Source organism: Agromyces sp. NPDC056523 (assembly GCF_042794545.1).
GTDB lineage: Bacteria > Actinomycetota > Actinomycetes > Actinomycetales > Microbacteriaceae > Agromyces.
Genome location: NZ_JBHTTM010000004.1, coordinates 60,933 through 82,800, shown reverse-complemented (window position 1 = coordinate 82,800; position 21,868 = coordinate 60,933). Strand labels below are relative to the sequence as shown.

26 protein-coding genes are annotated in these 21,868 nt (G+C 71.7%); 8 read left to right on the top strand and 18 right to left on the bottom strand.

Translation table 11 applies throughout. The features are described from left to right. Window positions 1–14: 14 nt before the first annotated feature. On the top strand, window positions 15–2,066 hold the full coding sequence (locus ACFQ58_RS13780) for an ATP-binding protein (protein ID WP_376951719.1): 2,052 nt from the start codon (window positions 15–17) through the stop codon (window positions 2,064–2,066). Beyond that, the gene (locus ACFQ58_RS13775) at window positions 2,059–2,745 is read left to right on the top strand and encodes a response regulator (protein ID WP_376951718.1); all 687 of its coding nucleotides are present in this window, start codon (window positions 2,059–2,061) and stop codon (window positions 2,743–2,745) included. Before ACFQ58_RS13780 ends, ACFQ58_RS13775 begins: the two co-directional genes overlap by 8 nt. Window positions 2,746–2,760: 15 nt before the next feature. Here the strand turns inward: ACFQ58_RS13775 and ACFQ58_RS13770 are convergent, their stop codons facing one another. From ACFQ58_RS13770 to ectB, 4 genes are all read right to left on the bottom strand, one after another. Then, on the bottom strand, window positions 2,761–3,051 hold the full coding sequence (locus ACFQ58_RS13770; RefSeq protein WP_376951717.1) for a DUF4287 domain-containing protein: 291 nt from the start codon (window positions 3,049–3,051) through the stop codon (window positions 2,761–2,763). 15 nt (window positions 3,052–3,066) lie between these two features. Then, window positions 3,067–3,459, bottom strand: coding sequence for a cupin domain-containing protein (locus ACFQ58_RS13765; RefSeq protein ID WP_376951716.1), 393 nt, complete (start codon window positions 3,457–3,459; stop codon window positions 3,067–3,069). Window positions 3,460–3,518: 59 nt separating this feature from the next. Continuing rightward, window positions 3,519–4,025: a hypothetical protein gene (locus tag ACFQ58_RS13760; protein WP_376951715.1), complete on the bottom strand. Its 507-nt coding sequence runs from the start codon at window positions 4,023–4,025 to the stop codon at window positions 3,519–3,521. 234 nt (window positions 4,026–4,259) lie between these two features. Beyond that, window positions 4,260–5,537 (bottom strand): diaminobutyrate--2-oxoglutarate transaminase, encoded by a 1,278-nt coding sequence (ectB, locus tag ACFQ58_RS13755; protein ID WP_376951714.1) that lies wholly within the window; start codon window positions 5,535–5,537, stop codon window positions 4,260–4,262. 156 nt (window positions 5,538–5,693) lie between these two features. Between ectB and ACFQ58_RS13750 the strand changes: the two genes are divergently transcribed. Together ACFQ58_RS13750 and ACFQ58_RS13745 are read left to right on the top strand one after the other, a co-directional pair. Further along, window positions 5,694–6,731: a DUF222 domain-containing protein gene (locus ACFQ58_RS13750; protein ID WP_376951713.1), complete on the top strand. Its 1,038-nt coding sequence runs from the start codon at window positions 5,694–5,696 to the stop codon at window positions 6,729–6,731. 88 nt (window positions 6,732–6,819) lie between these two features. Then, the gene (locus ACFQ58_RS13745; protein WP_376951712.1) at window positions 6,820–7,308 is read left to right on the top strand and encodes a GNAT family N-acetyltransferase; all 489 of its coding nucleotides are present in this window, start codon (window positions 6,820–6,822) and stop codon (window positions 7,306–7,308) included. Here ACFQ58_RS13745 and ACFQ58_RS13740 read toward each other — a convergent pair. From ACFQ58_RS13740 to ACFQ58_RS13730, 3 genes are all read right to left on the bottom strand, one after another. After that, window positions 7,292–8,116: an aminoglycoside phosphotransferase family protein gene (locus ACFQ58_RS13740; RefSeq protein ID WP_376951711.1), complete on the bottom strand. Its 825-nt coding sequence runs from the start codon at window positions 8,114–8,116 to the stop codon at window positions 7,292–7,294. The two genes, ACFQ58_RS13745 and ACFQ58_RS13740, sit on opposite strands and share 17 nt — an antisense overlap. Window positions 8,117–8,187: 71 nt before the next feature. Continuing rightward, a complete protein-coding gene (locus ACFQ58_RS13735; protein ID WP_376951710.1) occupies window positions 8,188–8,592 on the bottom strand; it encodes a hypothetical protein in 405 nt (134 codons plus the stop codon). Window positions 8,593–8,665: 73 nt separating this feature from the next. Next, window positions 8,666–9,049 (bottom strand): YciI family protein, encoded by a 384-nt coding sequence (locus tag ACFQ58_RS13730; protein WP_376951709.1) that lies wholly within the window; start codon window positions 9,047–9,049, stop codon window positions 8,666–8,668. A 145-nt stretch (window positions 9,050–9,194) separates the two neighbouring features. On the opposite strand from ACFQ58_RS13730, the gene ACFQ58_RS13725 reads away from it, so the two are divergent. After that, window positions 9,195–9,680, top strand: a complete 486-nt coding sequence (locus ACFQ58_RS13725; RefSeq protein WP_376951708.1) for an SRPBCC domain-containing protein — start codon at window positions 9,195–9,197, stop codon at window positions 9,678–9,680. After that, entirely contained in the window at window positions 9,677–9,994 is a 318-nt protein-coding gene (locus ACFQ58_RS13720; protein ID WP_376951707.1) for an ArsR/SmtB family transcription factor, read from the top strand. Before ACFQ58_RS13725 ends, ACFQ58_RS13720 begins: the two co-directional genes overlap by 4 nt. Before the next feature lie 24 nt (window positions 9,995–10,018). Here ACFQ58_RS13720 and ACFQ58_RS13715 read toward each other — a convergent pair whose 3' ends face one another. From ACFQ58_RS13715 to ACFQ58_RS13670, 10 genes are all read right to left on the bottom strand, one after another. Beyond that, window positions 10,019–10,486, bottom strand: a complete 468-nt coding sequence (locus tag ACFQ58_RS13715; RefSeq protein ID WP_376951706.1) for a VOC family protein — start codon at window positions 10,484–10,486, stop codon at window positions 10,019–10,021. Window positions 10,487–10,565: 79 nt separating this feature from the next. Beyond that, window positions 10,566–12,068, bottom strand: coding sequence for a cation acetate symporter (locus ACFQ58_RS13710; RefSeq protein WP_376951705.1), 1,503 nt, complete (start codon window positions 12,066–12,068; stop codon window positions 10,566–10,568). Continuing rightward, complete coding sequence (locus ACFQ58_RS13705; RefSeq protein WP_376951704.1) at window positions 12,065–12,445, bottom strand: heavy metal transporter; 381 nt, start codon at window positions 12,443–12,445, stop codon at window positions 12,065–12,067. Before ACFQ58_RS13705 ends, ACFQ58_RS13710 begins: the two co-directional genes overlap by 4 nt. Next, window positions 12,442–13,215, bottom strand: coding sequence for a LytR/AlgR family response regulator transcription factor (locus tag ACFQ58_RS13700; protein ID WP_376951703.1), 774 nt, complete (start codon window positions 13,213–13,215; stop codon window positions 12,442–12,444). The genes ACFQ58_RS13705 and ACFQ58_RS13700 overlap by 4 nt, the downstream gene beginning before the upstream one ends. Next, a complete protein-coding gene (locus ACFQ58_RS13695) occupies window positions 13,212–14,390 on the bottom strand; it encodes a sensor histidine kinase (RefSeq protein WP_376951702.1) in 1,179 nt (392 codons plus the stop codon). Before ACFQ58_RS13695 ends, ACFQ58_RS13700 begins: the two co-directional genes overlap by 4 nt. Before the next feature lie 18 nt (window positions 14,391–14,408). After that, entirely contained in the window at window positions 14,409–14,681 is a 273-nt protein-coding gene (locus ACFQ58_RS13690; RefSeq protein ID WP_376951701.1) for a YbdD/YjiX family protein, read from the bottom strand. Further along, entirely contained in the window at window positions 14,681–16,969 is a 2,289-nt protein-coding gene (locus tag ACFQ58_RS13685) for a carbon starvation CstA family protein (RefSeq protein ID WP_376951700.1), read from the bottom strand. Before ACFQ58_RS13685 ends, ACFQ58_RS13690 begins: the two co-directional genes overlap by 1 nt. Before the next feature lie 171 nt (window positions 16,970–17,140). Next, a complete protein-coding gene (locus ACFQ58_RS13680) occupies window positions 17,141–18,397 on the bottom strand; it encodes an RNA polymerase sigma factor (protein ID WP_376951699.1) in 1,257 nt (418 codons plus the stop codon). Further along, window positions 18,379–18,759 carry a YciI family protein gene (locus ACFQ58_RS13675; protein WP_376951698.1) on the bottom strand — a complete coding sequence of 127 codons (381 nt, stop codon included), beginning with the start codon at window positions 18,757–18,759 and terminating at the stop codon, window positions 18,379–18,381. Before ACFQ58_RS13675 ends, ACFQ58_RS13680 begins: the two co-directional genes overlap by 19 nt. 12 nt (window positions 18,760–18,771) lie before the next feature. Next, on the bottom strand, window positions 18,772–19,350 hold the full coding sequence (locus ACFQ58_RS13670) for a dihydrofolate reductase family protein (RefSeq protein ID WP_376951697.1): 579 nt from the start codon (window positions 19,348–19,350) through the stop codon (window positions 18,772–18,774). Between the two features lie 273 nt (window positions 19,351–19,623). Here ACFQ58_RS13670 and ACFQ58_RS13665 point away from each other — a divergent pair, with 273 nt between their 5' ends. Both ACFQ58_RS13665 and ACFQ58_RS13660 read left to right on the top strand, forming a co-directional pair. Further along, a complete protein-coding gene (locus ACFQ58_RS13665; RefSeq protein WP_376951696.1) occupies window positions 19,624–20,223 on the top strand; it encodes a carboxymuconolactone decarboxylase family protein in 600 nt (199 codons plus the stop codon). Window positions 20,224–20,233: 10 nt separating this feature from the next. Beyond that, window positions 20,234–21,109, top strand: coding sequence for an RNA polymerase sigma-70 factor (locus ACFQ58_RS13660; protein ID WP_376951695.1), 876 nt, complete (start codon window positions 20,234–20,236; stop codon window positions 21,107–21,109). Here the strand turns inward: ACFQ58_RS13660 and ACFQ58_RS13655 are convergent. Then, window positions 21,099–21,803 (bottom strand): TetR/AcrR family transcriptional regulator, encoded by a 705-nt coding sequence (locus ACFQ58_RS13655; protein ID WP_376951694.1) that lies wholly within the window; start codon window positions 21,801–21,803, stop codon window positions 21,099–21,101. The genes ACFQ58_RS13660 and ACFQ58_RS13655 overlap by 11 nt on opposite strands. Window positions 21,804–21,868 lie beyond the last annotated feature (65 nt).

The following is a 21,868-nucleotide window of genomic DNA, read 5'->3' as shown; positions in this document are numbered from 1 at the left end:
AGGACCATGGAATCGTGGACCGCAGGTGGGTGTGCCTCGCGACGCTCGGCCCGATCGGGGTCGCCGCGCTGGTGTACGTCGTGATCGTCTTCGGGTTCATCGAGGGCGAGGCCGGCCACCGCCTCGCCTGGCCGGTGCTCGGAATCCTGCCGATGTTCGTGTTCGGAATGTGGCTGCTCACGGTGTCGGCGTCGCGCATCGCGCTGCTGCTCGCGCTCGCGGCCACGGCGTTGCTCGTCGGCTCGGCGTACGAGACGTTCATGTACCGCAACGTCGAGGTCATGGCTGAGCCGTGGTTCCCGCTCTTCAACGTGATCGGCCTGACGGCGGATGCGACCGCGACCGCGTCGTTCCTGATCGTGTTCGCGACGTTCCCCGACGGGGTCGTCGAGCAGCGATGGCAGCGGATCGCGGTCGCGTTCCTGTGGATGCCGATGCTCGCCGGCCCGCTGACCCTGCTCACCACCCCGCACGTCGTGATGTCGCCCTACATCGGCATCAGCGGCGAGACGATCCCCAACCCGTTCGTCGTGCCATGGCTCGAGTGGGCGGCCCCGGCCGTGAACCTGCTCGTCGTGCAGTCATGGCCGGCGATCGCGATCGGACTCGGGGTGCTCGGCTACCGCGCCCTCTTCGGAGCTCCCGCCGTCCGCGCACGGACACGGGTGATGGCACTGACGGTGGCGGCCGCGGTGGTGGCGTTCATCCTGTGGGGGCTGCTCCCCGAGATCTGGCCGGTGCAATTCCTGGTCTACGCGTCGCTCATCGCGCTTCCGGTCGCGGCGATCCACGGCATCCTGCGCTACGGTGCGTTCGACATCTCCCCGGGCGACCGCCGGCGCGACGTGGTGCGCTCGTCGAACCTGCTCATCACCGTCATCTACGCCGCCGCCCTCGCGACGCCCGCGGTGCTGCTCTCGCCCCCGCTGACGACCGTGCCGGCGATCCTGCTCACGGCCGTGGTCGCCGTCCTCCTGCTTCCCGTGCGCAGCTGGATGCAGCGCCGACTGCACCGCGCCCTGTTCGGCGACCGCGAGCGGCAGTTCGAGCTGCTCAGCGAGCTCGGGGCGCGCCTCGAGGAGGCCGGCGAGCCACGTGCCCTGCTGACCCGGCTGGCCGAGGCGGTCCGCGACGGCCTGGATGCCACGTGGGTGCGGATCCGCCTCGCGTCGGCCGACGGCGCTCTCGCCGGGGCGCCCGTCGGCGTCGCCGGCGAGGTCGACGAGTCGGCCGAACCCGCCCGCTCGGTCGACCTGGTGCGCGCGGACGAGACGCTCGGCCGCATCGAGGTCGGTCCGCGGCGGCGGGGCGAGTACGGCCTCGCCGAGCGGACGCTGCTGCGCACGGTCGCCGGACAGGCCGCGGCATCCGTCGCCAACGTGCGCCTGACCGCGCAGCTCGCCGAGCAGCTCGACGAGCTCACCGCCTCACGCGAGCGGCTGGTCGCTGCGCAGGACGACGAGCGGCGCCGGCTGGAGCGCGACCTGCACGACGGCATCCAGCAGGACATCGTCGCGCAGATCGCCGGGCTCCGGCTCGCGAGGAACCGCCTCGAGCGCGGTGAGCTCCAGCCGGCCGAGCTGGTCGAGCTGCAGGACCAGGCTCGGGCGACGCTGACGGACCTGCGCGAGCTCGCGCGCGGCATCCACCCGCCAGTGCTCAGCGACAACGGGCTCGTCGCGGCGGTCGAGTCGGGCGTGGCGCGGTTCCCGATCCCGCTCGCGGTCGAGGCGGATGCCGCAGTGCGCGCCGAACGCTACCCCGAGGAGGTCGAGACGACGGCGTACTACGTCGTGCGCGAGGCGCTCGCCAACACGGCGAAGCACTCGCGTGCCACGCACGCCTCGGTCGGCCTCGCGCGGTCCAACGGCCACCTCACCATCACGATCACCGACGACGGCCGCGGCATCGAGCCGGCCGCGACCGCTGGGTCGCACGGCGGGCTCGCGAACATCCGCGACCGCGTCGCTGCCCTGCGCGGAACGGTGCGCGTCACGGCGGCCGAGCCTCCGGCGGCCGGCACGACCGTCCTCGTCGACCTTCCCGTCGGTGAACGCGATGGATGACACCGGCGTGCTGCGCGTCGTCATCGCCGAGGACAACTACCTCGTGCGCGAGGGCGTGCGCCGGCTGCTCGAGGATTCGGGCGAGGTCGAGGTCGTCGCGGGCACAGGGGACGCGACGGAACTGCTCGACGCGGTGCGCCGGTTCGCCCCCGACGCCGTGCTCACCGACATCCGGATGCCGCCCGGTCACCACATGGAGGGCATCGAGGCCGCTCGTGCCATCCGTGGCGCGCACCCCGACACGGGCGTCGTGGTGCTGTCGCAGCACGCCGACGAGAGCTACGCGCTGGCGCTGTTCGCAGACGGATCGGCCGGGCTCGGCTACCTGCTGAAGGACCGGATCGGCGACCTCGAGGACCTCGTGCACGCGCTGCGCGAGGTCCGGGCGGGCGGGTCGGTGATCGACCCGCAGATCGTCGACACGCTCGTGCGGCGCCGCAGTGCGGCCGCGTCCAGTCCGCTGTCGGCGCTGTCACCCCGGGAGCTCGAGGTGCTCCGCGAGATGGCGCGCGGGCGCACGAACGCCGGGATCGAGCAGTCGCTGTTCCTGTCGTCGTCGACCGTGGAGAAGCACGTGAACGCGATCTTCACGAAGCTGCGGCTGCCCGAGAGCGGGGTGCATCGTCGGGTCGCGGCGGTGCTGGCGTTCCTGCAAGACGGGAACGGCGGCGAGGCCTGAACCCTGGCGCCCGCGTCAGCGGTTCGGGTTCGTCGCCGCGCCGTCGAGCCAGAGGGTGTCGGTCTCGTCGGAGTGCGTGCCGCCGCTGTCGACGTGCTTCTGGCTGATCTGCGGGCCCTTCGTGATGACGTGCACGAGCGCCATGGCGTGACCCCGGCCGAGTCCGTACTCGGCGGCGAGCCACTCGAGGATCGGGGTCGCCTTGGTGCCTGGGCCGAAACCCTTCTCGTGCGCGAGCTCGACGAACTGGCGTGGGGTCAGGCCGGTCTTCGTCTCGATGTTGTCGAGGTACGCCTGGAACGACATCGCGGGGTCTCCCTTTCAGTCCTCGTCGGCCCACGTCTGGATGATCACGTCGGACGCGTGGATGCACAGCATCCGGAGACGCCCCTCGCCGATGTTCTCGAAGCGGTGCCACACCCCGGCGGGCACGGTGGCGGTGTCGTCGGCCTGGGCGACCAGTTGACGGTCGCCCATCGTGATCTCGGCGGTGCCCTCGATCACGACCCAGGTCTCGGTGTAGGGGTGCCAGTGGAGCCCCGGGCCCTGCCCGGGGTCGTTGTCGACGAAGAAGTACGAGATGCCGGCGCCGTGCTCGCGGCCGATGAATCGGCGGGTGCGGCCCGTGCCGATGATCAGCGATGCGGCGGAAACGATGGTGGGCTCGGTGGGCGACGTCCTGGTGGGCGTGAGGGTGATCTCGGCAGCGTTCATGCTCTGCATCGAAACATCCGGCGCCGACATCCGCCACCGGTTCATCGGGGTGTTGCGGCTCAGACGCCGTCGATCGGGTAGGTGTCGGTCCGGACGCCGCCGACGAGCACCAGCACCTTGGAACTCCCGAAGCCGGTCTCGGTCATGGGGATCGACCAGAAGCCGAGGTGGGCGATGGCCGCCGATGCGATCACGATCCAGACGATCGCGATGCGGGCGCGGTTCAGCGAGCGGATCGCCTCGGACTCCGCGCTCGCTCGCTGCAGGACGCGGGTGAGGGTCAGCAGCACCAGCACCACGATCGCGATGAAGACCGCCGGGCTGGGCTGGAGGCTGATGGTCGTGCAGGTGGGCGCGACATCCGTCGGCTGGCCGTACCCGTCGAGGTAGCCGCCGTCGCCCGTGAATCCTCCCGGGCAGTTGCTTCGTGACGAGCCGGTGACGATCGAGTAGACCACGCCGGAACCGAGCGCCCAGATGAGCAGGCGGCGCGTATGCCACAGCATCACCGCGCCGGGCAGGCTCGAGAGCGTGGCATCCGTCACCCGGTCGGTCGCGTGTGGCATGCGCATATGCTGGCAGCGGCATCCGTTCGGATGCAACGGCCATGCCGGTGCGTTGGGAAACGACCGGATAACGATCTCCGCTTCGGCGGTCGGAGGCCTTCCCTCGCACGCAAGCGCGACCTACGATCGCTGCATTCGTTCCCCGTTCCTACCGCGGGTGCGAAGTGGGCTCACGACCCGACCCGATCGCCGGTCGTGAGCCCGTTCCCGTCTTCGGCTCGGTGCGCCGCCGGCTCAGCGGCCGAGCACCGCCGCGAGGCTCTCGCGAACGATGGTGAGGCCGCGTCGCAGCTCGTCCTCGGTGATCGTCAGGGCGGGCAGGAACTTGAGCACCTCGTCGAAGGCGCCGGATGTCTCGATGACGAGTCCGCGCTCGAACGACGCCTTCGAGATGCGGCCGGCGAGCGTGGGGTCGGCGTCGCAGGCGATGCCCATCATGAGGCCGCGGCCGCGGACGACGAAGCCGAGCTCGGGGTACTCGTCGGCGATGCGCTCGAGCTCGCCGCGCAGCAGCTCGCCCTTGGCGGCGACGTCGTCGGTGAGCGCGCCGTCGGCCCAGTACGTCTCGAGTGCGACGCGTGCGGACACGAAGGCGAGGTTGTTGCCGCGGAACGTGCCGGTGTGGGCGCCGGGCTTCCACACATCCACGTCGGGGCGCAGCAGCACGAGGGACATCGGCAGGCCCGAGCCCGAGATCGACTTCGACACCGTCACGATGTCGGGGACGATGCCGGCGTGCTCGAACGCGAAGAAGGTGCCGGTCCGGCCGATACCCGCCTGGATCTCGTCGAGGATGAGCAGGATGCCGCGGGCCTCGGTGATCGCGCGGAGGCGACGCAGCCACGGCGCGCTGGCGACGTTGATGCCGCCCTCGCCCTGCACCGCCTCGACGATGACCGCGGCCGGAAGGTCGAGGCCGGAGCCCGGGTCGTCGAGCATCTTCTCGAAGAGGTCGAGGGTGTCGACGTCGGGGCCGAGGTAGCCGTCGTACGGGAGGCGCGCGATGTCGTCGAGCCCGACGCCGGCGGCGCCGCGGTAGTGGCTGTTGCCGGTCGCCGCGAGCGCGCCCATGCTCAGGCCGTGGAACGCGTTCGTGAACGCGACGACCGTCGAGCGGCCGGTGGCCTGGCGTGCGACCTTGAGCGCGGCCTCGACCGCGTTCGCACCGGTCGGGCCGGTGAACTGGAGCTTGTGGTCGAGCCCGCGCGGTTCGAGCACGAGGCGCTCGAAGGCCTCGATGAACGCCTTCTTCGCCGAGGTCGCCATGTCGAGCCCGTGGATGATGCCGTCGCGCTCGAGGTACTCGATCAGGGCGCGCGTGAACGCCGGGTTGTTGTGCCCGTAGTTGAGCACGCCGGCGCCGGCGAAGAAGTCCAGGTACTCGCGGCCGTCGGCGTCGACGAGGGTCGATCCGACCGCGCGGTCGAACACGGTCGGGAAGGCGCGGATGTATCCGCGGACCTCCGACTCGCGGCGGTCGAAGACGTCAAGTGCTGCAGCGGCGCCGCTCATGGCAGGCGGTCTCCTCTCGGAAGGGGGCGGTGCATCGAGACTACGGCCTCGCGTTGGGAGGGAGGTGTGGGGCGCCTTGCTGCAACCCCGAAATACGCATCTCGTCTGGGATTTCTCGCGGTCGGCGATGTCGGTGGGTGCTGGTTGACTGATCGCATGACGCCGACCCCGACCCCACTGCTCGGGTGGGCTGATGGGGTCGTCGAGGGCGTGCTGATCGATGAGGCGTTCGTCGACGACGGATGGCTGGAGGCGGCGTTCGCGCAGTCGCCGGCCGACGAGCCGGCGCTGCCCTACAAGCCGGCGCTGGCCTACAAGCCAGTGCTGGCCGACGAGGCCGGGCTGGCCGCGGAGTTGGCGCGGATCGTGTCGTTGGAGCGCACGATCCGGTGGGCACAGGCCGAGCAGTTCCGACTCGTCGAGGCCGCGCGGGTGCGGCACGCCGAGCTCGAAGGCGTGACCGGCGCGTCGACGTCGACGGAGCGTGAGTTCGCGACGCGCTCATTCGTGGCCGAGCTGGCCACCACGATGGTGGTGCCCGACCCGACCGCAGGCCGGCTGGTCGCCGACGCGACCCGGCTCGCCGGCTCCCGCGCCGCGACCCTGGCCGCGCTCGCCGCCGGGGAGATCAGCGGCGCGCATGTCCGGTCGCTGCTCGAGGTCACCTCGACCCTCCCGCCCGACGCCGCCGATCAGATCGAGCAGGTGGCACTGCAGGACGCCGGGTCCCGGACCAGTGCCGCGTTCCGCCGTCGGCTGCACCGGCTCCGCGAGCGGCTGCACCCCGAACCCTTGTCTGACCGGCACGTGCGTGCCGAGTTGGAGCGTCGGGTGGCGGTGGATCCGGCGCCGGATGGGATGGCGTGGCTCAGCCTGTTCCTCTCGGCCAACCGGGCCGTGGCGATCATGGCCCGCCTCGACGCCCTCGCCGACACTGGCGACCCCTCACGGCCTGACCCGCGCACCAGAGCGCAGCGCTCCGCCGATATCGCCGGCGACCTGCTGCTGGCCGGCACCCTCGACACCGCCGACCGGCACCTGGCCGCCGCCACCGGACGGGTCGCGGGCAAGATCGTCGTGACCGTGCCCGTGCTCACCCTCGGTCCTCGCCCGCCGGACACGAACTGCGCACTATCCCAGAACGACCCTTCACCCCCGTCGGCCGACGTGCGAGCCGACCATCGGCGCCGGTGACCTCGCCCCCACCCGAGCCTGAGCCATGCGAACCCGGCGAACACGAAGGCCCACCATGGCTGCACGCCCCGCGTGAGACCCTTGCGGCGTGACTTCGGATCGAATCGACCTCTCCGGCGAGACCTACCTCGTCCGGCGTGCCCACAAGGAAGACGTGCACGACATCGTCGCGCTGCTCGCCGCCGACTCGATGCGCGCATCCGAGTTCGGATCCAGCGAAGCCGACCAGGCCGGCTACGTGAGCGCGTTCGAGGCGATCGACGCCGATCCGGCCCAGATGCTGGTCGCGGTCGAAGGCGCAGACGGCGGCATCGTGGGCACCATGCAGCTCACCTTCATCCCAGGTCTCTCCCGGGGCGGCGCGACCCGGATGCAGATCGAGGCCGTGCGGGTCGCCGATGAGGAGCGAGGCAACGGCCTGGGATCGGCGATGATCCGGTGGGCGATCGATCGAGCGCGTGAGCGCGGCGCGCGGCTGGTGCAGCTCACGTCCGACGCCCGGCGCGCCGACGCGCACCGCTTCTACGACCGGCTCGGCTTCGACGCCTCGCACGTCGGCTTCAAGCTGTTCCTCTGAGCCCTCCGGAAGCACCCTCCTCGAACAGCGCCGCGAGCGTCCGACGCGCGAGATCGACCGACCCCTGATCCGGCGAATCGAGCTGGATCAGGGCCTTCCACAGGGCCCAGCCGCGTCCGCGTGCCCAGGTCGCATCGTCGACGTCGTAGACGTGCACGAACGCGCGACGCGATGCCCCGCTGAATGCCGTCCACGCCATGACGGTGTCGCACGCAGGATCGCCGACACCGGCGCATCCGAAATCGATCACCGCCGACAGGCGCCCCTCCCGCACGAGCAGATTCGCCCGGGCCACGTCGCCGTGGAACCAGACCGGCGCGCTGCGGTCGGGTTCCGAGACCGCATCCCGCCAGATCGCCGCAGCGCGCGCCCGCTCACGCGCGTCCCCGATGCGAGGCAGGAACGCGTGCACCTCGTCGTCCCACTGCGACACCGGAGCGCCGCGGTAGGCGCAGTGCAGCCCGGGCCCGGGGCCATCCGTCGCGTCGATGCACCGCAAGGCGACCAGGAACGCCGCCAGCTCCTCCGCGAACCGGACCTCGTCGTCGATCGGTGCGGTCATCGCCGTCTCGCCGTCGATCCAGCCGTACAGCGACCAGGGGAACGAGATGCGGTCGGATGGCTCGCCGCCGCCGACGACCCGCGGGATCGGCAGCGGCAATCGGGGCCCCAGTACGGGCAGCCACGCCTGTTCCTTCGCGACCTGCGGCACGTACCCGGGGGCGCTCGGGATGCGGATCAGCAGGTCCTCGCCGAGCCGGAACGACCGATGGTCGACGCCACCCGGCTCGATGGGTCGAACCGGCAACCCGGCCCACTCCGGGAACCGGCGATCGACAAGTTCGCGCGCGAGGCGCACGTCGATGGTGGGGAAGGCGATCAGAAGTCCAACCGCACGCTCGCGACCTCGAGGGCGTCGTCCTCCTCGCGGACCACGCACCGAACGTTGCCGGACTGCGTGGACCCGTCCTCATCCTCGTAGGTCCCGGTGCCCTGCACGCGATACTCGTCGTCGCCGGCCTCCGTGACCTCGAAGGACTCCGAGACGTCACCTGCCGTCCGGCCGGTCGACTCCATCTCCTCGAGCACCGCCTCGCGGCACAGTGCCTCGGCGGCGGCCTCGGAATCATCCGGGCCCGACGACGCGCTGACACCGACGATCACCGCCACCACCAGCGCGCCGAGCACGACGACGGGCACGACGATGCGCACCCACAGCGGGATGCGCGCGAGCCATCCGCCGCGGTTCGCAGCCGCCGGAGGCTCGGGACGATCGGGTTCCATGCGCCGAATGCTAGTCGGTCCGCCCGCCGCCCGAACCCCCCGAACGAGCGCCGCCGGCGAATGCGACCCCGGCTCAGTCGTCGGGCATCGAACGGCGGTCGCCGACCGGCCCCGTCGCTGACGGGAACGCCAGCGAGCCCGCCCTGACCCACCACTCCATCACGTCGTACGCGAGGCGACCCGCGACGACCGACGGATCCTGGTCGGACAGGCGCGCCGCCTCAGCGGGGTCGCACCCGAACACCGACATGCCGCGGTACGACGGATCGCTCTGCTCGTCGAACGGCCCGTTCGCGACGAGCACGCCGTTCCGCACCAACTCGGCCCGGTACGCCAGGTGACGGGCCTGGAGCGCATCCAGCTCGGCCTCGGGGAGGTCTGGCGCATCGGCGGGCCGCCGCAGGATCACGACCGTGTAGACGTCGAACGCGTCGGGGACGTTGGGATCGCGTGCCATGTCGCCACGGTACGCGCCCGGGCGCGTCGCGACATCCTGCAACCAAAGAGTTGCATTGCAAGGCGACGATGTGCAATCATAAGGTTGCAAACGAAATGCAACCCAAGGGTTGCGCAAACCGCCGAAAGGACTGATCATCGTGACCATGACCGACCACCAGCCAGCCGTGATCGACGACGCCGCGTTCACGGTGCGGCGCACCATCCGCATCGCCGCCCCCATCGAGAAGGTGTGGGCCGCCGTCACCGAACCCGAGCACATCTCGCGCTGGTTCGGGCGCACCGTCCTCGACGGCAGCGGTCCCGGCGCGACCGGCACCATGACCTTCGAGGGCTACGGCGCTGTGCCGATCCGCGTCGAGGCGATCGACGCACCGCACGCGGTGACCTACCGCTGGGGCAACGACGACGCGCGCGGCGAGCTGGAGGAGACCGTCGACGACGGCACTTCGACGGTGTTCACCTTCACCCTCGAGCCCGTGACGGATGGCACGCAGCTCACCGTCGTCGAGACCGGCTTCGACCGCACGTCCGACCCGGCCGCGAACATGGCCGCGCACCGCGACGGCTGGGTCTCCGAGCTCGACAAGCTCGTCGCGCTCTTCGCGGACCCCGCCGAGGGCGCCGCGTGACCACCGGGACGCTGGTTCCCGTGTTCGCCGCACTCGGCGACGAGACGCGGTGGAGCATCCTGGCCGCGCTCGGCGAGGGCGACGCTTCGGCGTCCGCCCTCGCCGGGCGGCTGCCCGTCACGCGGCAGGCGATCGCGAAGCACCTCGCCGTGCTGCAGGAGGTCGGCCTCGTCGAGCCGGTCCGCGTCGGCCGCGAGGTGCGGTACCGCGTGATCGGCTCGCAGCTCAGCGACACCGCTCGCCGCCTCGACGCCATCGGCGCCGAGTGGGAGCGCCGCCTCGCGACGATCAAGGAGATCGCCGAGGGGCTGTGACCGCCGGGCTGCGACCGCCGCCGCTCAGGCGTTCTCGAGCTCGGCGATCACGATCTTCTTCTGGCGCATCATCACCTGGACCTGGGCCGGCGTGCGCGTGAGCTCGCCCATGTTCGCCGGGATGACCTGCCAGCTCAGTCCGAACCGGTCCTTGCACCATCCGCACTGCTCGGACTCGGGCACGTGCGAGAGCTTCGACCAGTAGTAGTCGATCTCGTCCTGGTCGGCGCACCACACCATGAACGAGATCGACTCGTTGAACGTGAACAGCGGCCCGCCGTCGAGGCAGGTGAACGGCACGCCGTTCAGCGTGAACTGCCCGTTCAGCACCTTGCCCGACATCCCGGTGAAGTGCTCGTCGAGCTTCTCGTCGGGATACTCGTCGATCCGGTCGATGCGCGAGTCGGGGAAGACGCTGACGTAGTACTCCATCGCCTCGCGCGCCTGGCTGTCGAACCAGAGACACGGGTGGATGGGTGCGAGCTCGGCCATGGTGAACCCCCTCGTTCGGTGGCGCTCGCGCCCACGCTACGCCGCCGCCGAGCGGCGCGACAGGGGCCACCCGGGCGGATCAGTCCGACGCGACTCGCTCGGGCGGAGCGCCTCGGCGCTGCTCGGGCGTGTGCAGCCGCCCGAGCATGCGCTCGGTGCTCGCGGGCCGCCCGCGGCGGTCGAGCAGCGAGACGACGATGCAGGCGAGCGTCGCGGCCGGGATCGTCCAGGCGCCCGGTTGCGCGAGCAGCGTCGAGGCGACGCCGGCCTCGACTCCCGAGATTCGCAGGGCGGATGACGCGCCGAGCGCCGCCGCGCAGAGGATCGAGCCCACGAGCATGCCCGCGATGGCGCCGCGCGCGGTGAGGCGGCGCCACCAGATGCCGAGCACGATGACGGGGGACAGCGCCGAGGCGGCGAAGACGAACACGTTGCCGACCGAGGAGACCAGCGCCTGCGGCACGGTCGCGAGCGCGACGAGCAGCGGGATGACGGTCGTGAACACGGCCGCCCACCGGAACGAGCGCACCGTGCCGTGGAACAGGTCCTGGCTCACGACGCTCGACAGCGACACGACGAGCCCCGACGACGTGCCGAGGAACGCCGCGAGGGCACCCGCGATGACGAGCGCGGTCAGCAGGTCGCCGGCCACCCCGGGAATCAGTCGCGACGGCAGGAGCAGCGCGACCGTGTCGGCGACGCCGGGTTGCGCGAGGTCGGGGGCGGTCGCTCGGGCGACCAGGCCGATCGTGCCCGACACCATGTAGAACACGCTCACGAGTGCGATCACGATCACGGTCGTCCACCGCGCGGAGGTGCCGGTCGGGCTCGTGTAGAAGCGCACGAGCACGTGCGGCAGGCCGATCGTGCCGAGCAGGAGCGCGACCAGCAGCGACGCCGTGGCGTACATGTCGAGCCCGCCCGGCCCGTGCTCGGCGGGGAAGACCAAATCGGGATCGATCGCCGGCTCGTGCGGACCGAGCGCGATGACGAAGAAGATGACCGGCACCGCGAGCGCGGCGAGCTTGAGCCAGAACAGGAACGCCTGCACGAACGTGATCGAGCGCATGCCGCCCGCCGCGACCGATCCGCTGACGACGATCGCGACGGTCACGGCGCCGACCCACGGCGGGACGTCGGCCACGACGTTGAGCGCCAGCGCGGCGCCCTGGAACTGCGGCACGATGTAGAGCCATCCGATCCCCATCACCAGGACGCTCGTGACGCGTCGCGCGGCGAGCGAGTCGAGCCGGGCGTGGATGAAGTCGGGGATCGTGTACGCGCCACTGCGGCGGAGCGGCGCGGCGGCGAACACCAGCACGAGGAAGTACCCCGCCGCGTAGCCGATGGGGAACCAGAACGCGTCGGAGCCCGACAGCAGCACGAGCCCCGAGAGCCCGAGGAACGTGCCCGCCGAGAGGTACTCGCCGCTGATCGCGGAGGCGTTCCAGATCGGGCGCACGGTCCGGGACGCCACGAAGAAGTCGCTGGTCGTCCGCGAGATCCGCAGCCCGTACACGCTGATGGCGGCGGCGACCAGCACGACGAGCGCGATCGCCCCGACGACGAGCAGCGGGCTCATTCGTGCTCCACGAGGGCGCGGAACCGGTGCTCGGCCCGGATCGCCGCGATCGTGTACAGCACGGCGAAGGCCGCGATGATCGGGTAGTAGCCGTACGCCTGCACGAGCCACGGCAGTGGCACCCCAGCCACGACCACGTGGTGCAGCGCCTCGACCTGGCTGATCACGAACGTCAGGCCGGCGACGACCGCGACGAACGCGAGGACGAACGCGAGCGCGAGCCGCACCTGGGCGCGCATGAGCCCTCGCGTGAACAGCGACTCGGCCTCGCTCACCTGTGCGGCGGCGGCGCCCCCGCCCGGACGGGCGATCGGCTCGGTGCGCCCGGTCGGCCGGTCGACCGACGTCACGCGCTCGCGCGCCGGGCGACCGCTCATCGGGCGTCGCCCCGGGGCTGCAGGATCGCCTCGCGCACGATCGAGATCGAACGGCGGCTCACGGGGATCTCCTCGCCGGCGACCGTGAGCGTCGGATGCGCGCCGACGAGCCGGACGGTCGTGATCGCGGCGCGGTCGACGAGGTACGAGCGGTGCACGCGGATGAATCCGGCCGCGGCCCACCGCTCCTCGAGGTCGGAGATCGGCTCGCGGATCAGGTGGCTGTCGGAGTCGGTCACGAGGCGCGAGTAGTCGCCCTGCGCCTGCACCCAGCGCACGTCGCTGCGCAGGACCACGCGCATGACGTTGCCCACGCGCACCGGGATGCTCTCGTCGGGCAGCGCGTCGCTGTCGGCCTCGTGCCCGCGCGGGGCTTCGCGCCCCGCGAGGATCCGGGAGACCGCGCGCTGCAGCCGTTCGCGCCGGATCGGCTTCAGGATGAAGTCGACCGCCTGGAAGTCGAACGCCTCGACCGCGCCGGCCTCGTCGGCCGTCACGAACACGATCGCCGGGGCACTGCCGAACCGCGACAGCGCCCGCGCAAGGTCGAAGCCCGAGAGCCCGGGCATGTGGATGTCGAGGAACGCCGCATCGACCGCGTGCTCGGAGAGCAGGCGGATCGCCTCCGAACCCGACGAGGCGCGGCGGATGTCGCGGACGCGCTCATCCCGTCGCAGCAGCGCTTCGAGCTCGTCGAGCACGGGCCGCTCGTCGTCGGCGATGAGCACGTCGATGCGGTCGGGGCCCGTGGCGGCGTCGGCGCGCGTCATCCGCCCACCGCCCGCTCGGTCTCGTGGAAGGGCTGCGACTTGGGAATGCGCATGCGCACCATCGTGCCCGCTCCTGGGTTGGTCTCGACGACGAGGGCGTGGTCGTCGCCGTAGATGCCGCGCACTCGGGAGTCGACGTTGCGCAGGCCGATGTGCGCGACGCGATCGGCGGGGCTGCGCTCGGCGAACAGCTCGCGCAGGGCTGCCGGGTCCATGCCCACGCCGTCGTCGTCGACCGTGATCTCGGTGTGCGTGCCGTCGTCGTGCGACGAGATCACGACCGTGCCGCCCCGCTCGCGCGGTTCGAGCCCGTGCCGGATCGCGTTCTCGACGAGCGGCTGCAGGCTGAGGAACGGGATGACGGTGGCGAGCGTCTCTGGCTCGATGCGCAGGGTCACGCTCAGCCGGTCCTCGAACCGGGCACGCTCCAACTCGACGTAGGAGTGCACGCTCTGCAGCTCGTCGGCCAGCGTCGTGAACTCGCCCTGGCGACGGAACGAGTACCGGATGAAGTCGGCGAAGTCGAGCAGCAGGTCCCGCGCGCGCTCGGGGTCGGTGCTGATGTACGACGCGATCACGCTGAGCGCGTTGTAGACGAAGTGCGGGCTGATCTGGGCGCGCAGTGCGCGCAGCTCGGCCTCGGCCAGCGCGGTGCGGGATGTCTCGAGCCCGCCGAGCTCGATCTGCGCGCCACACCACGTCGCGACCTCGGTCGTGGCCCGCACGAGCGGAGCCCGCACCTTCGCCGCGAACGCGACGATGACCCCGACGGTCCGCCCGTCGACGACGATCGGCGCGCCGACGGCGTCGGGCGACCCGCGCAGGAGTTGACGCTGGCCGGTCTGCAGCACGCTCTCCGCGACCTGCCACGCCGCCTGGCCGAGGTCCAGCCGGCCGTCGATCGAGACGATCCCCTCACGGTCGGCGATCGCGATCGCCTCGCTGCCGAGCAGGGCGCGCAGCGTCCGCGCCGCTCGGGGCACGTCGCCCGCCTCGAGGCCGCCGCGGAGGTGCACGGCCGCGCGCGACGCGAGCGAGAGGGTGCGGAACGCCGCGCGCTCGGCATCGCTGCCGAGGTCGCGCGCGCCACGCGCCATCCGCCACACCCACTGCGCGAGGAGCGTGAACGCGACCCCGACGAGCGCGGCGACGAGGAGCCACACGGCGTCGATCATGTGCGCTCCCTCGTCACGTCAGCAGCAGCGGGCCCCGGGGTTGCGGTCCTGCTCATCCATTCTCTGCCGCCAGAACGCCCGCTCGCTCAACGGCGGGTGCTCGGGACCGTGATGGGCGGCGTGGTGCTCGAGGTAGACCCGGTACGCGTTGTCGCCCATGAGGTCGCGGACGTACCACGCGACGCCGCGGCATCCGCGGAGCACGACGTCGGCGGCGACCGCGAAGGAGGCGGCGGCGCCCGCCCGGACCGCAGGGGTCCGGGCGGGTCGCCGCACGGTGGCGTCGGCCATCAGTGGCGCGCCGTCTCCGGCTGCCGCTCGGCGGGCAGGTCGGCCCACTCGCGCTCGAGCGCCTTCTCGGCCTTCGTGGCGAACACGCCCGCGGGGGCGAAGCGACGGGATGCCACGGGGGCGTCCTCGTGGTTCTCACCGCCGCCGTTGCGCAGCGCCCGGGCCGTCGTGATCAGCGAGGTCACCAGCACGACGATCGCGAGCGTCACGAAGATGATCGACAGCGTGCCCTGGACCGCGGTGTTGCGCACGACCGCCTCCATCGCCTCGACGGTTCCCGCCGTGCCGAACGACGTCTCGCCCGCGTCGAGCGCGTTGCGGAACGCGATGTGGTTGGCCCAGTAGCCCACCTGCGGCACCGGCGAGAAGATCTTGAAGATCGACGCCGTGATCGTGACGACCGCCGCGAACGCGAGCGGCAGCGCGATGATCCAGAGCCACTTGAAGTAGCTCCGCCCGCGCTTGGCGACGATCGCGAGCACGACCGCGAGCGCGATGACCGCGAGCAGCTGGTTCGCGATGCCGAACAGCGGGAAGAACGTGTTGATTCCGCCGAGCGGGTCGGTCACGCCGAGGATCAGGATGTAGCCCCAGCCGGCGACCATGATCGCCGTCGTGATCCACACGCCCGGGCGCCATCCGGTGTCCTTGAACTTCGGGATGACGTTGCCGATCGAGTCCTGCAGCATGAACCGCGCCACGCGTGTGCCCGCGTCGACCGCGGTCAGGATGAACAGCGCCTCGAACATGATCGCGAAGTGGTACCAGAACCCGGCCATCGCGGCGCCGCCGAAGGCCTGCTGCATGATGTTCGCGAGTCCGAGCGCGAGCGTCGGCGCACCGCCGGTGCGGGAGACGATCGACTCCTCGCCGACCGCCGCGGCCGTGGACGACAGCATGTCGGGCGTGAGGTTCACGCCCGTGAGGCCGAGCGAGTTCACGAACGCGACCGCGCCCTCGATCGTGCCGCCCGTCGCGGCCGCCGACGAGTTCATCGCGAAGTAGATGCCCCGGTCGAGCGAGATCGCGGCGACCAGCGCCATGATCGCGACGAACGACTCCATGAGCATGCCGCCGTAGCCGATGAAGCGCGTCTGGCGCTCCTTCTCGATGAGCTTCGGCGTCGTGCCCGACGCGATGAGGGCATGGAAGCCCGACAGTGCGCCGCACGCGATGGTGACGAACAGGAACGGGAACAGTGCGCCCGAGAACACCGGGCCGAGCTCACCGCCGGCGAACTCGCTGAACGCGGGCACCGAGATCTCGGGGCGCACCAGCACGATCGCGCCGGCGAGCATCACGATGACGCCGATCTTCATGAACGTCGACAGGTAGTCGCGCGGCGCGAGCAGCAGCCAGACCGGAAGGACCGCGGCGATGAAGCCGTAGACGATGATGCCCCACGCGATGGTGGTGCGGTCGAGGTGGAACATCTCCGCACCCCCCGGCGTCGAGGCGACCCATCCGCCCGCGACGATGGCGGCGATGAGCAGCACGAAGCCGATGATCGACACTTCGGTGATGCGACCCGGCCGGATGTATCGGAGGTACACGCCCATGAGCAGCGCGATCGGGATCGTCATCGACACGCTGAACACGCCCCACGGGCTCTCGCCGAGGGCGTTCACGACGACCAGCGCGAGGATCGCGATGATGATCAGCATGATGAGCAGCGAGGCGACGATCGCTGCGGTGCCGCCGATCTTGCCGAGCTCGTCGCGGGCCATCTGGCCGATGGTGCGGCCGCCGCGCCGCATCGAGAAGAACAGCACCAGGTAGTCCTGGACCGCGCCGGCCAGGATGACGCCGACGATGATCCAGACCGTGCCGGGCAGGTAGCCCATCTGCGCGGCGAGCACGGGCCCGACGAGCGGACCGGCGCCGGCGATCGCGGCGAAGTGGTGGCCGAACAGCACGCGGCGGTCGGTCGCGTGGAAGTCCTTGCCGTCGGCCTTCGTCTCGGCGGGGGTCGCGCGGCGGTCGTCGGGGCGCACGATGTAGCGCTCGATGACCTTCGCGTAGAACCGGTAGCCGATGAGGTAGCTGCAGACGGCGGCGAAGACGAACCACATCGCGTTGACCGTCTCGCCGCGGATGATGGCGATCATCGTCCAGGCGACGCCGCCGAGGAGCGCGATGGCGCCCCACAGCAGGATCTTCGGCAGGGTCCACTTGCGCTCGCGCTCGAGCTCGGCCTCGGGGACGGCCGTGTGGGGAAGGTCGGGGTGGGGCCGGAGCTCGTCGCCGGGTTCGGCGTCGAGCGTCGACTGTGGGGGCTGCGACGTCATTGTGCTCCTCCTAGGGGTCGCCTCGTTGCGTGGGACGTGGTCACGCTACGGTTGGCGCGCTGCCCGCCGGAGGCCCGTCGCGGCGGGCGGTGCGTCGGCGCGACGAACGGTCGATCGCCGCGACGAACGGCGTGCGTGGCGGCGACCACCGGGGCCCGGGGACAGGGTTCCTCAGCCGCGTCGGCGCTCGAGGAACGCCCGGACGTCCGGGTCGGGCGTCAGCTCGATCGCGCGAGCGTATGCGGCGTCGGCCTCGGCGTCGCGCCCGGCGCGGCGGAGCAGGTCGGCGCGCGTCGCCCACCACGGCTGGAAGGACCCGCCCCGTGCCGGGGCCGGCAACGCGGCGAGGCCGGCGGCCATGCCATCCGCCCTGCCGATCACCGCCGCGGCGGCGACCTCGGCGCCGAGGCTCGGAGCGACGACCAGCAGCGCCGCGTAGAGCTCGCGGAGGGCCGGCCAGCCGGTCTCGCCCGTGCGGTGGCGGTCCAGGTGCACGGCCTGGATCGCGGCCTCGAGCTCGAAGCGGCCTGGGCCCGGTGCGACGCCGGCGATTCCGGTTCCGGCCTTGTGCGCCCGCTCCCGCAGGTCCGCCGCGCGGCGCAGGTACGACTCGCCCTCGGCGATGGCGCGGGCATCCCACGTCGCAGGGTCCTGCTCCTCGACGGGGATGTACCGACCGCCGCGCGGGCGTGCGAGCGAGAGCCTGATGAGCGCCGCTAGCGCCCAGGCCTCGGGCTCGCGCTCGAGGAGCGCGGCCAAGGTGACCGCGAGGTAGCGGGCCTCGCCCGCGAGCGAGTCGCGATCGTCGCGCCACGTGATCGCCGCGCAGCCGTACACCGCCTCGAGCACGGCGGGGAGCCGCTCGGGCATCGCGCGCCGGTCGGGGATCGCGAACGGGATGCCCGCACGCGCGATGCGGCGCTTCGCACGCACGAGCCGTTGCGCCATGGTCGCGGTCGGCACGGCGTACGCCGCGGCGATCTGCGCCGCCTCGAATCCGAGTACCGCCTGCAGGATGAGCGGTGTGCGCACGCTCGCGTCGATCGCCGGGTGCGCGCACGCGAAGCACAGCTCGAGCCGGCGGTCGGGGATGCGCAGTGGATCGATGCCGTCGAAGGGATCGGCGCCGGCCGGGTCGACGGTCTCGAGCGACACGCTCGTCCGCGCCGCGGCCGACTTCCAGGCATCGCGCTGCCGATTGCGGGCCACCGTGATCAGCCAGCCTTCCGGGTTCTGGGGGATGCCGCTCGCCGGCCACCGCTCGAGCGCTTCGGCGAATGCGTCGCCGAGCGCGTCCTCGGCGAGCGCGAGGTCACCCGTGCCGGCGGCGAGCACGGCGATCAGGCGACCGTACGAGTCGCGGGCCGCGTGGGCGGCCGCGGCGCGGGCGGCGGCCTGCGCGGCGTCGCTCAGCCGCCCGTCGTCCATACCCCGTCGATGGTGTGCGTGGCGCCCGGCCGGATCTCGACCGCGCCGCCCCACTCGAGCGCCGGCGCCTGCGACGCCCACCCGAGCGCCGCGTCGAGGTCGGGCACGTCGATCACGAGGGTGCCGCCGAGCTGCTCCTTGCTGTCGATGAGCGGCCCGTCCTGCACGCGCAGCGCATCCGCCTCGCGTCGCAGGGTGGTCGTGAGCTCCGACGGCTGCAGCACCTCGGCAGCCAGCAGCACCCCGGCGGCGTGCAGCGCGGCCGCATACGCCGACATCCGTCGCATGCCCTCGGCGATCGCCGCGTCGTCGAGGTCGCTCTCGGCCGGCTCGGAATAGTGCAACAGCAGGGTGTACCGCATGTCGACCCCCGTTCACCGCACAGCGTACTGGCCGATGATCACGCCGGTCGTGGTGGTCAGCGAGCGCTGGAGCTCGAGCGCGACCGGCGTCGTGTCGAACAGCTTCGTGCCGGTGCCGAGCACGAGCGGATGCTGCAGCAGCACGAGGTCGTCGACGAGGCCCGCGGCGATCAGCGCACGCACGAGCTCGCCGCTGCCGAGCACCGTGATGCCGCCGTCGCGCTCGGCGCGCAGGCGCGCGACCGTGTCGCTCGCCTCGCCCACCAGCGCGGTCGAGTTCGGGTGATCGAGCCGGATGTCGCGACGCCGCGTGGCCACGAACTTGTCGGCGGCGACCAGCGCCTCGGTGAACGGGTTCGGCTCGGGCGTGCTCGTCCAGAAGCCCATGAGGTCGTCGTACGTCCGGTGTCCGAACAGGATGGCGCCGCCCTGCGACATCCCCTCGGCCGCGAACCGCCCGGCGACCTCGTCCTGGTACGGCAACGCCCAGCCTCCGTGCGTGAACCCGCCCCGCGGATCCTCGTCGGGTCGGCCCGGAGCCTGCATGACGCCGTCGAGGGTGACGCTCGCGAACACGGTGATGGTGCCCATCGTCTGCTCCGTTCCGGGGCTGCACCGTGCGGGCCCCACATCTGTTGAACGAGCGAGCAGCCCCCGAATCGACACCCGTCGCGACATCCGCCGCCCCTCTTGTGGCGCGAGAGTATGCCAATCGCACCGATACGGCCCCGCGAACGGTGCGAATGGCATACTCTCGCCGGTCCGGGTGGGGCCCGAGCGAGGTGCCGAGGCCTCCGGATGTCACAACCGCAGTCCGGGCGGTGTCTCCATGTCGACGAACGATCCGAGACGTTGGAGGAGACCATGACCACCGCACGAATCCCCGCCGCCGAGCTCACCGGCCCGATCGGCGCGCTCGCGAAGTTCGGCGCTCGCCGGATGCTGGGCCGCGTGCCCGACTCGGTCGGCGTGATGTGGCACAACAGGCCCGTGCTCATGGACCTCATGCGCATCGGCCGCAGGTCCGAGAAGTGGAGCGCCCTCGACCGGAGCCTGGGCTCGTTCGCCACGATGGCCGCGGCCGCGGCGATCGGGTGCAGTTGGTGCCTCGACTTCCACTACTTCATGGCGCACGACCACGGCCTCGACGAGGCGAAGGCGCGCGAGGTGCCGCGGTGGCGCGAGTCATCCGCCTTCACGCCCCTCGAGCGCCGCGTGATGGAGTACGCGGAGGCGATGTGCCAGACCCCGGTCGCCGTCACCGACGAGCTGTCGGACGCGCTGCTCGCCGAGCTCGGGCCGGCCGCGATGGTCGAGCTGAGCGCGAAGGTGGGCCTCATGAACGCGACCGCGCGGGGCAACATCGCGCTCGGCATCCGCTCGGAGCACTTCGCGGACGCCTGTGGCCTGCCGCCACTCGCGACCCGTTCGGCCGCCGGCGCCGGCGTCGCCGGTGCCGCGTAGGGTGGCCGTGATGACCACCGACCCGTTCGTCACCCATCGCAACCTGCTGTTCACGGTCGCCTACGAGCTGCTGGGTTCGGCCGCCGACGCGGAGGACGTGCTGCAGGAGTCCTGGCTGCGCTGGGCGGCCGTGGACCGGTCCGAGGTGCGCGAGCCGCGCGCCTACCTCGTGCGCATCGTCACGCGGCAATCCCTCAACCACCTGCGCACTCTGGCGCGACGCCGCGAGGACTACGTGGGGGAGTGGTTGCCCGAACCGGTGATGACCAGCCCGGATGTCGCGGACGACGTCGCGCTCGCCGAGTCGGTGTCGATGGCGATGCTCACCGTGCTCGAGACGCTCGGCCCGGCCGAACGCGCCGTGTTCGTGCTGCGCGAGGTGTTCGACCTTCCGTACGACGAGATCGCGGAGGCCGTCGGCAAGACGCCGGCAGCCGTGCGCCAGATCGGGCATCGGGCGAAGGAGCACGTCGCGGCCCGCCAGCCCCGGGTCCACGTCGAGCCGAGCGAACAGGAGCGCGTGCTCGAGCGGCTCATGGTCGCGTTCAACACCGGCCAGGTCCAGGAACTCATGGACGTGCTCGCGCCCGACGTGGTCGCCATCGCCGACGGCGGCGGCAAGGTGCGCGGCGCGGCCCGGCGCCCCATCCGCGGTGCCGACAAGCTGGTGGCCTACCTGCGCGGCGGACTCGCGAAGTGGGCCGTGCATCCGGTCGCGAGCCTCGTGTGGGTCAACGGCGCGCCCGGCCTCCGGGTCGAGGTCGACGGGCAGCTCGCCGCGGTGTTGAGCGTCACCGTCGAGCACGGGCTCATCACGCGGATCTACTCGGTCGCGAACCCCGACAAGCTCGCGCGGCTCGACGCCGAGGCGTCGCTCAGCCGCTGAGCGGCTGCACCCCGGCGACCCGCCGTCGCTCGAGGCCCTCGAGCAGCAGGTCGAGACCGAACTCGAACTCGGTCTGGTCGTCGCACCAGCCGAGGGTCGAGTCGGGATCGTCGTGCGCGACCTCGCCGAGCATGCCGGCGAGGTTCGGCGCGAGGGCGGCGAGCTGCTCGAGCTCGACCGGCGCTGGCGCGGCCTTGTCGTCGCTGAGCTCCTGCACGTAGCCGTAGACCCGGCTGCCGATCGCGTGCAGCGCGTGGTGGATGAGGTCGTACGACATGCCGCCGGCGCGCATGATGCCGACGATGCCGTCGACGTGGCGCATCGCATTCGGTCCCGAGGCGCCGCGCGCGTTCATGATCCACGGGGCCCACGGATGGCGCAGCAGCACGCGCCTCGCCCCGAGGATGCGTTCCCGCAGCGCGGTCGCCCAGCGCGCGCCATCCGTCGCCTCGGGTACCTCGAAGCCGCCCACCTCGGCCTCGACCTCGGCGAAGACCTCCTCGACGACGCCGTCGAGGATCGCGTCCTTGTTCGGCAAGTGGTAGTAGATCGACATCGCCTCGACGCCGAGCTCGTCGGCGAGCGCCCGCATCGTGAGCCCGTCGAGACCGTTGCGGTCGGCCAGCGCGAGCGCGGTGCGCAGCACGCCGTCGCGGCTGAGCCGCGTGCGCGTGGCGTTCCTCGAGGCCGGCATGCCTCCACCTTACGTCGTCAGGGAAATTTCGACGCACCTCTGGACATGGGCGCGCCGCAGGCGTA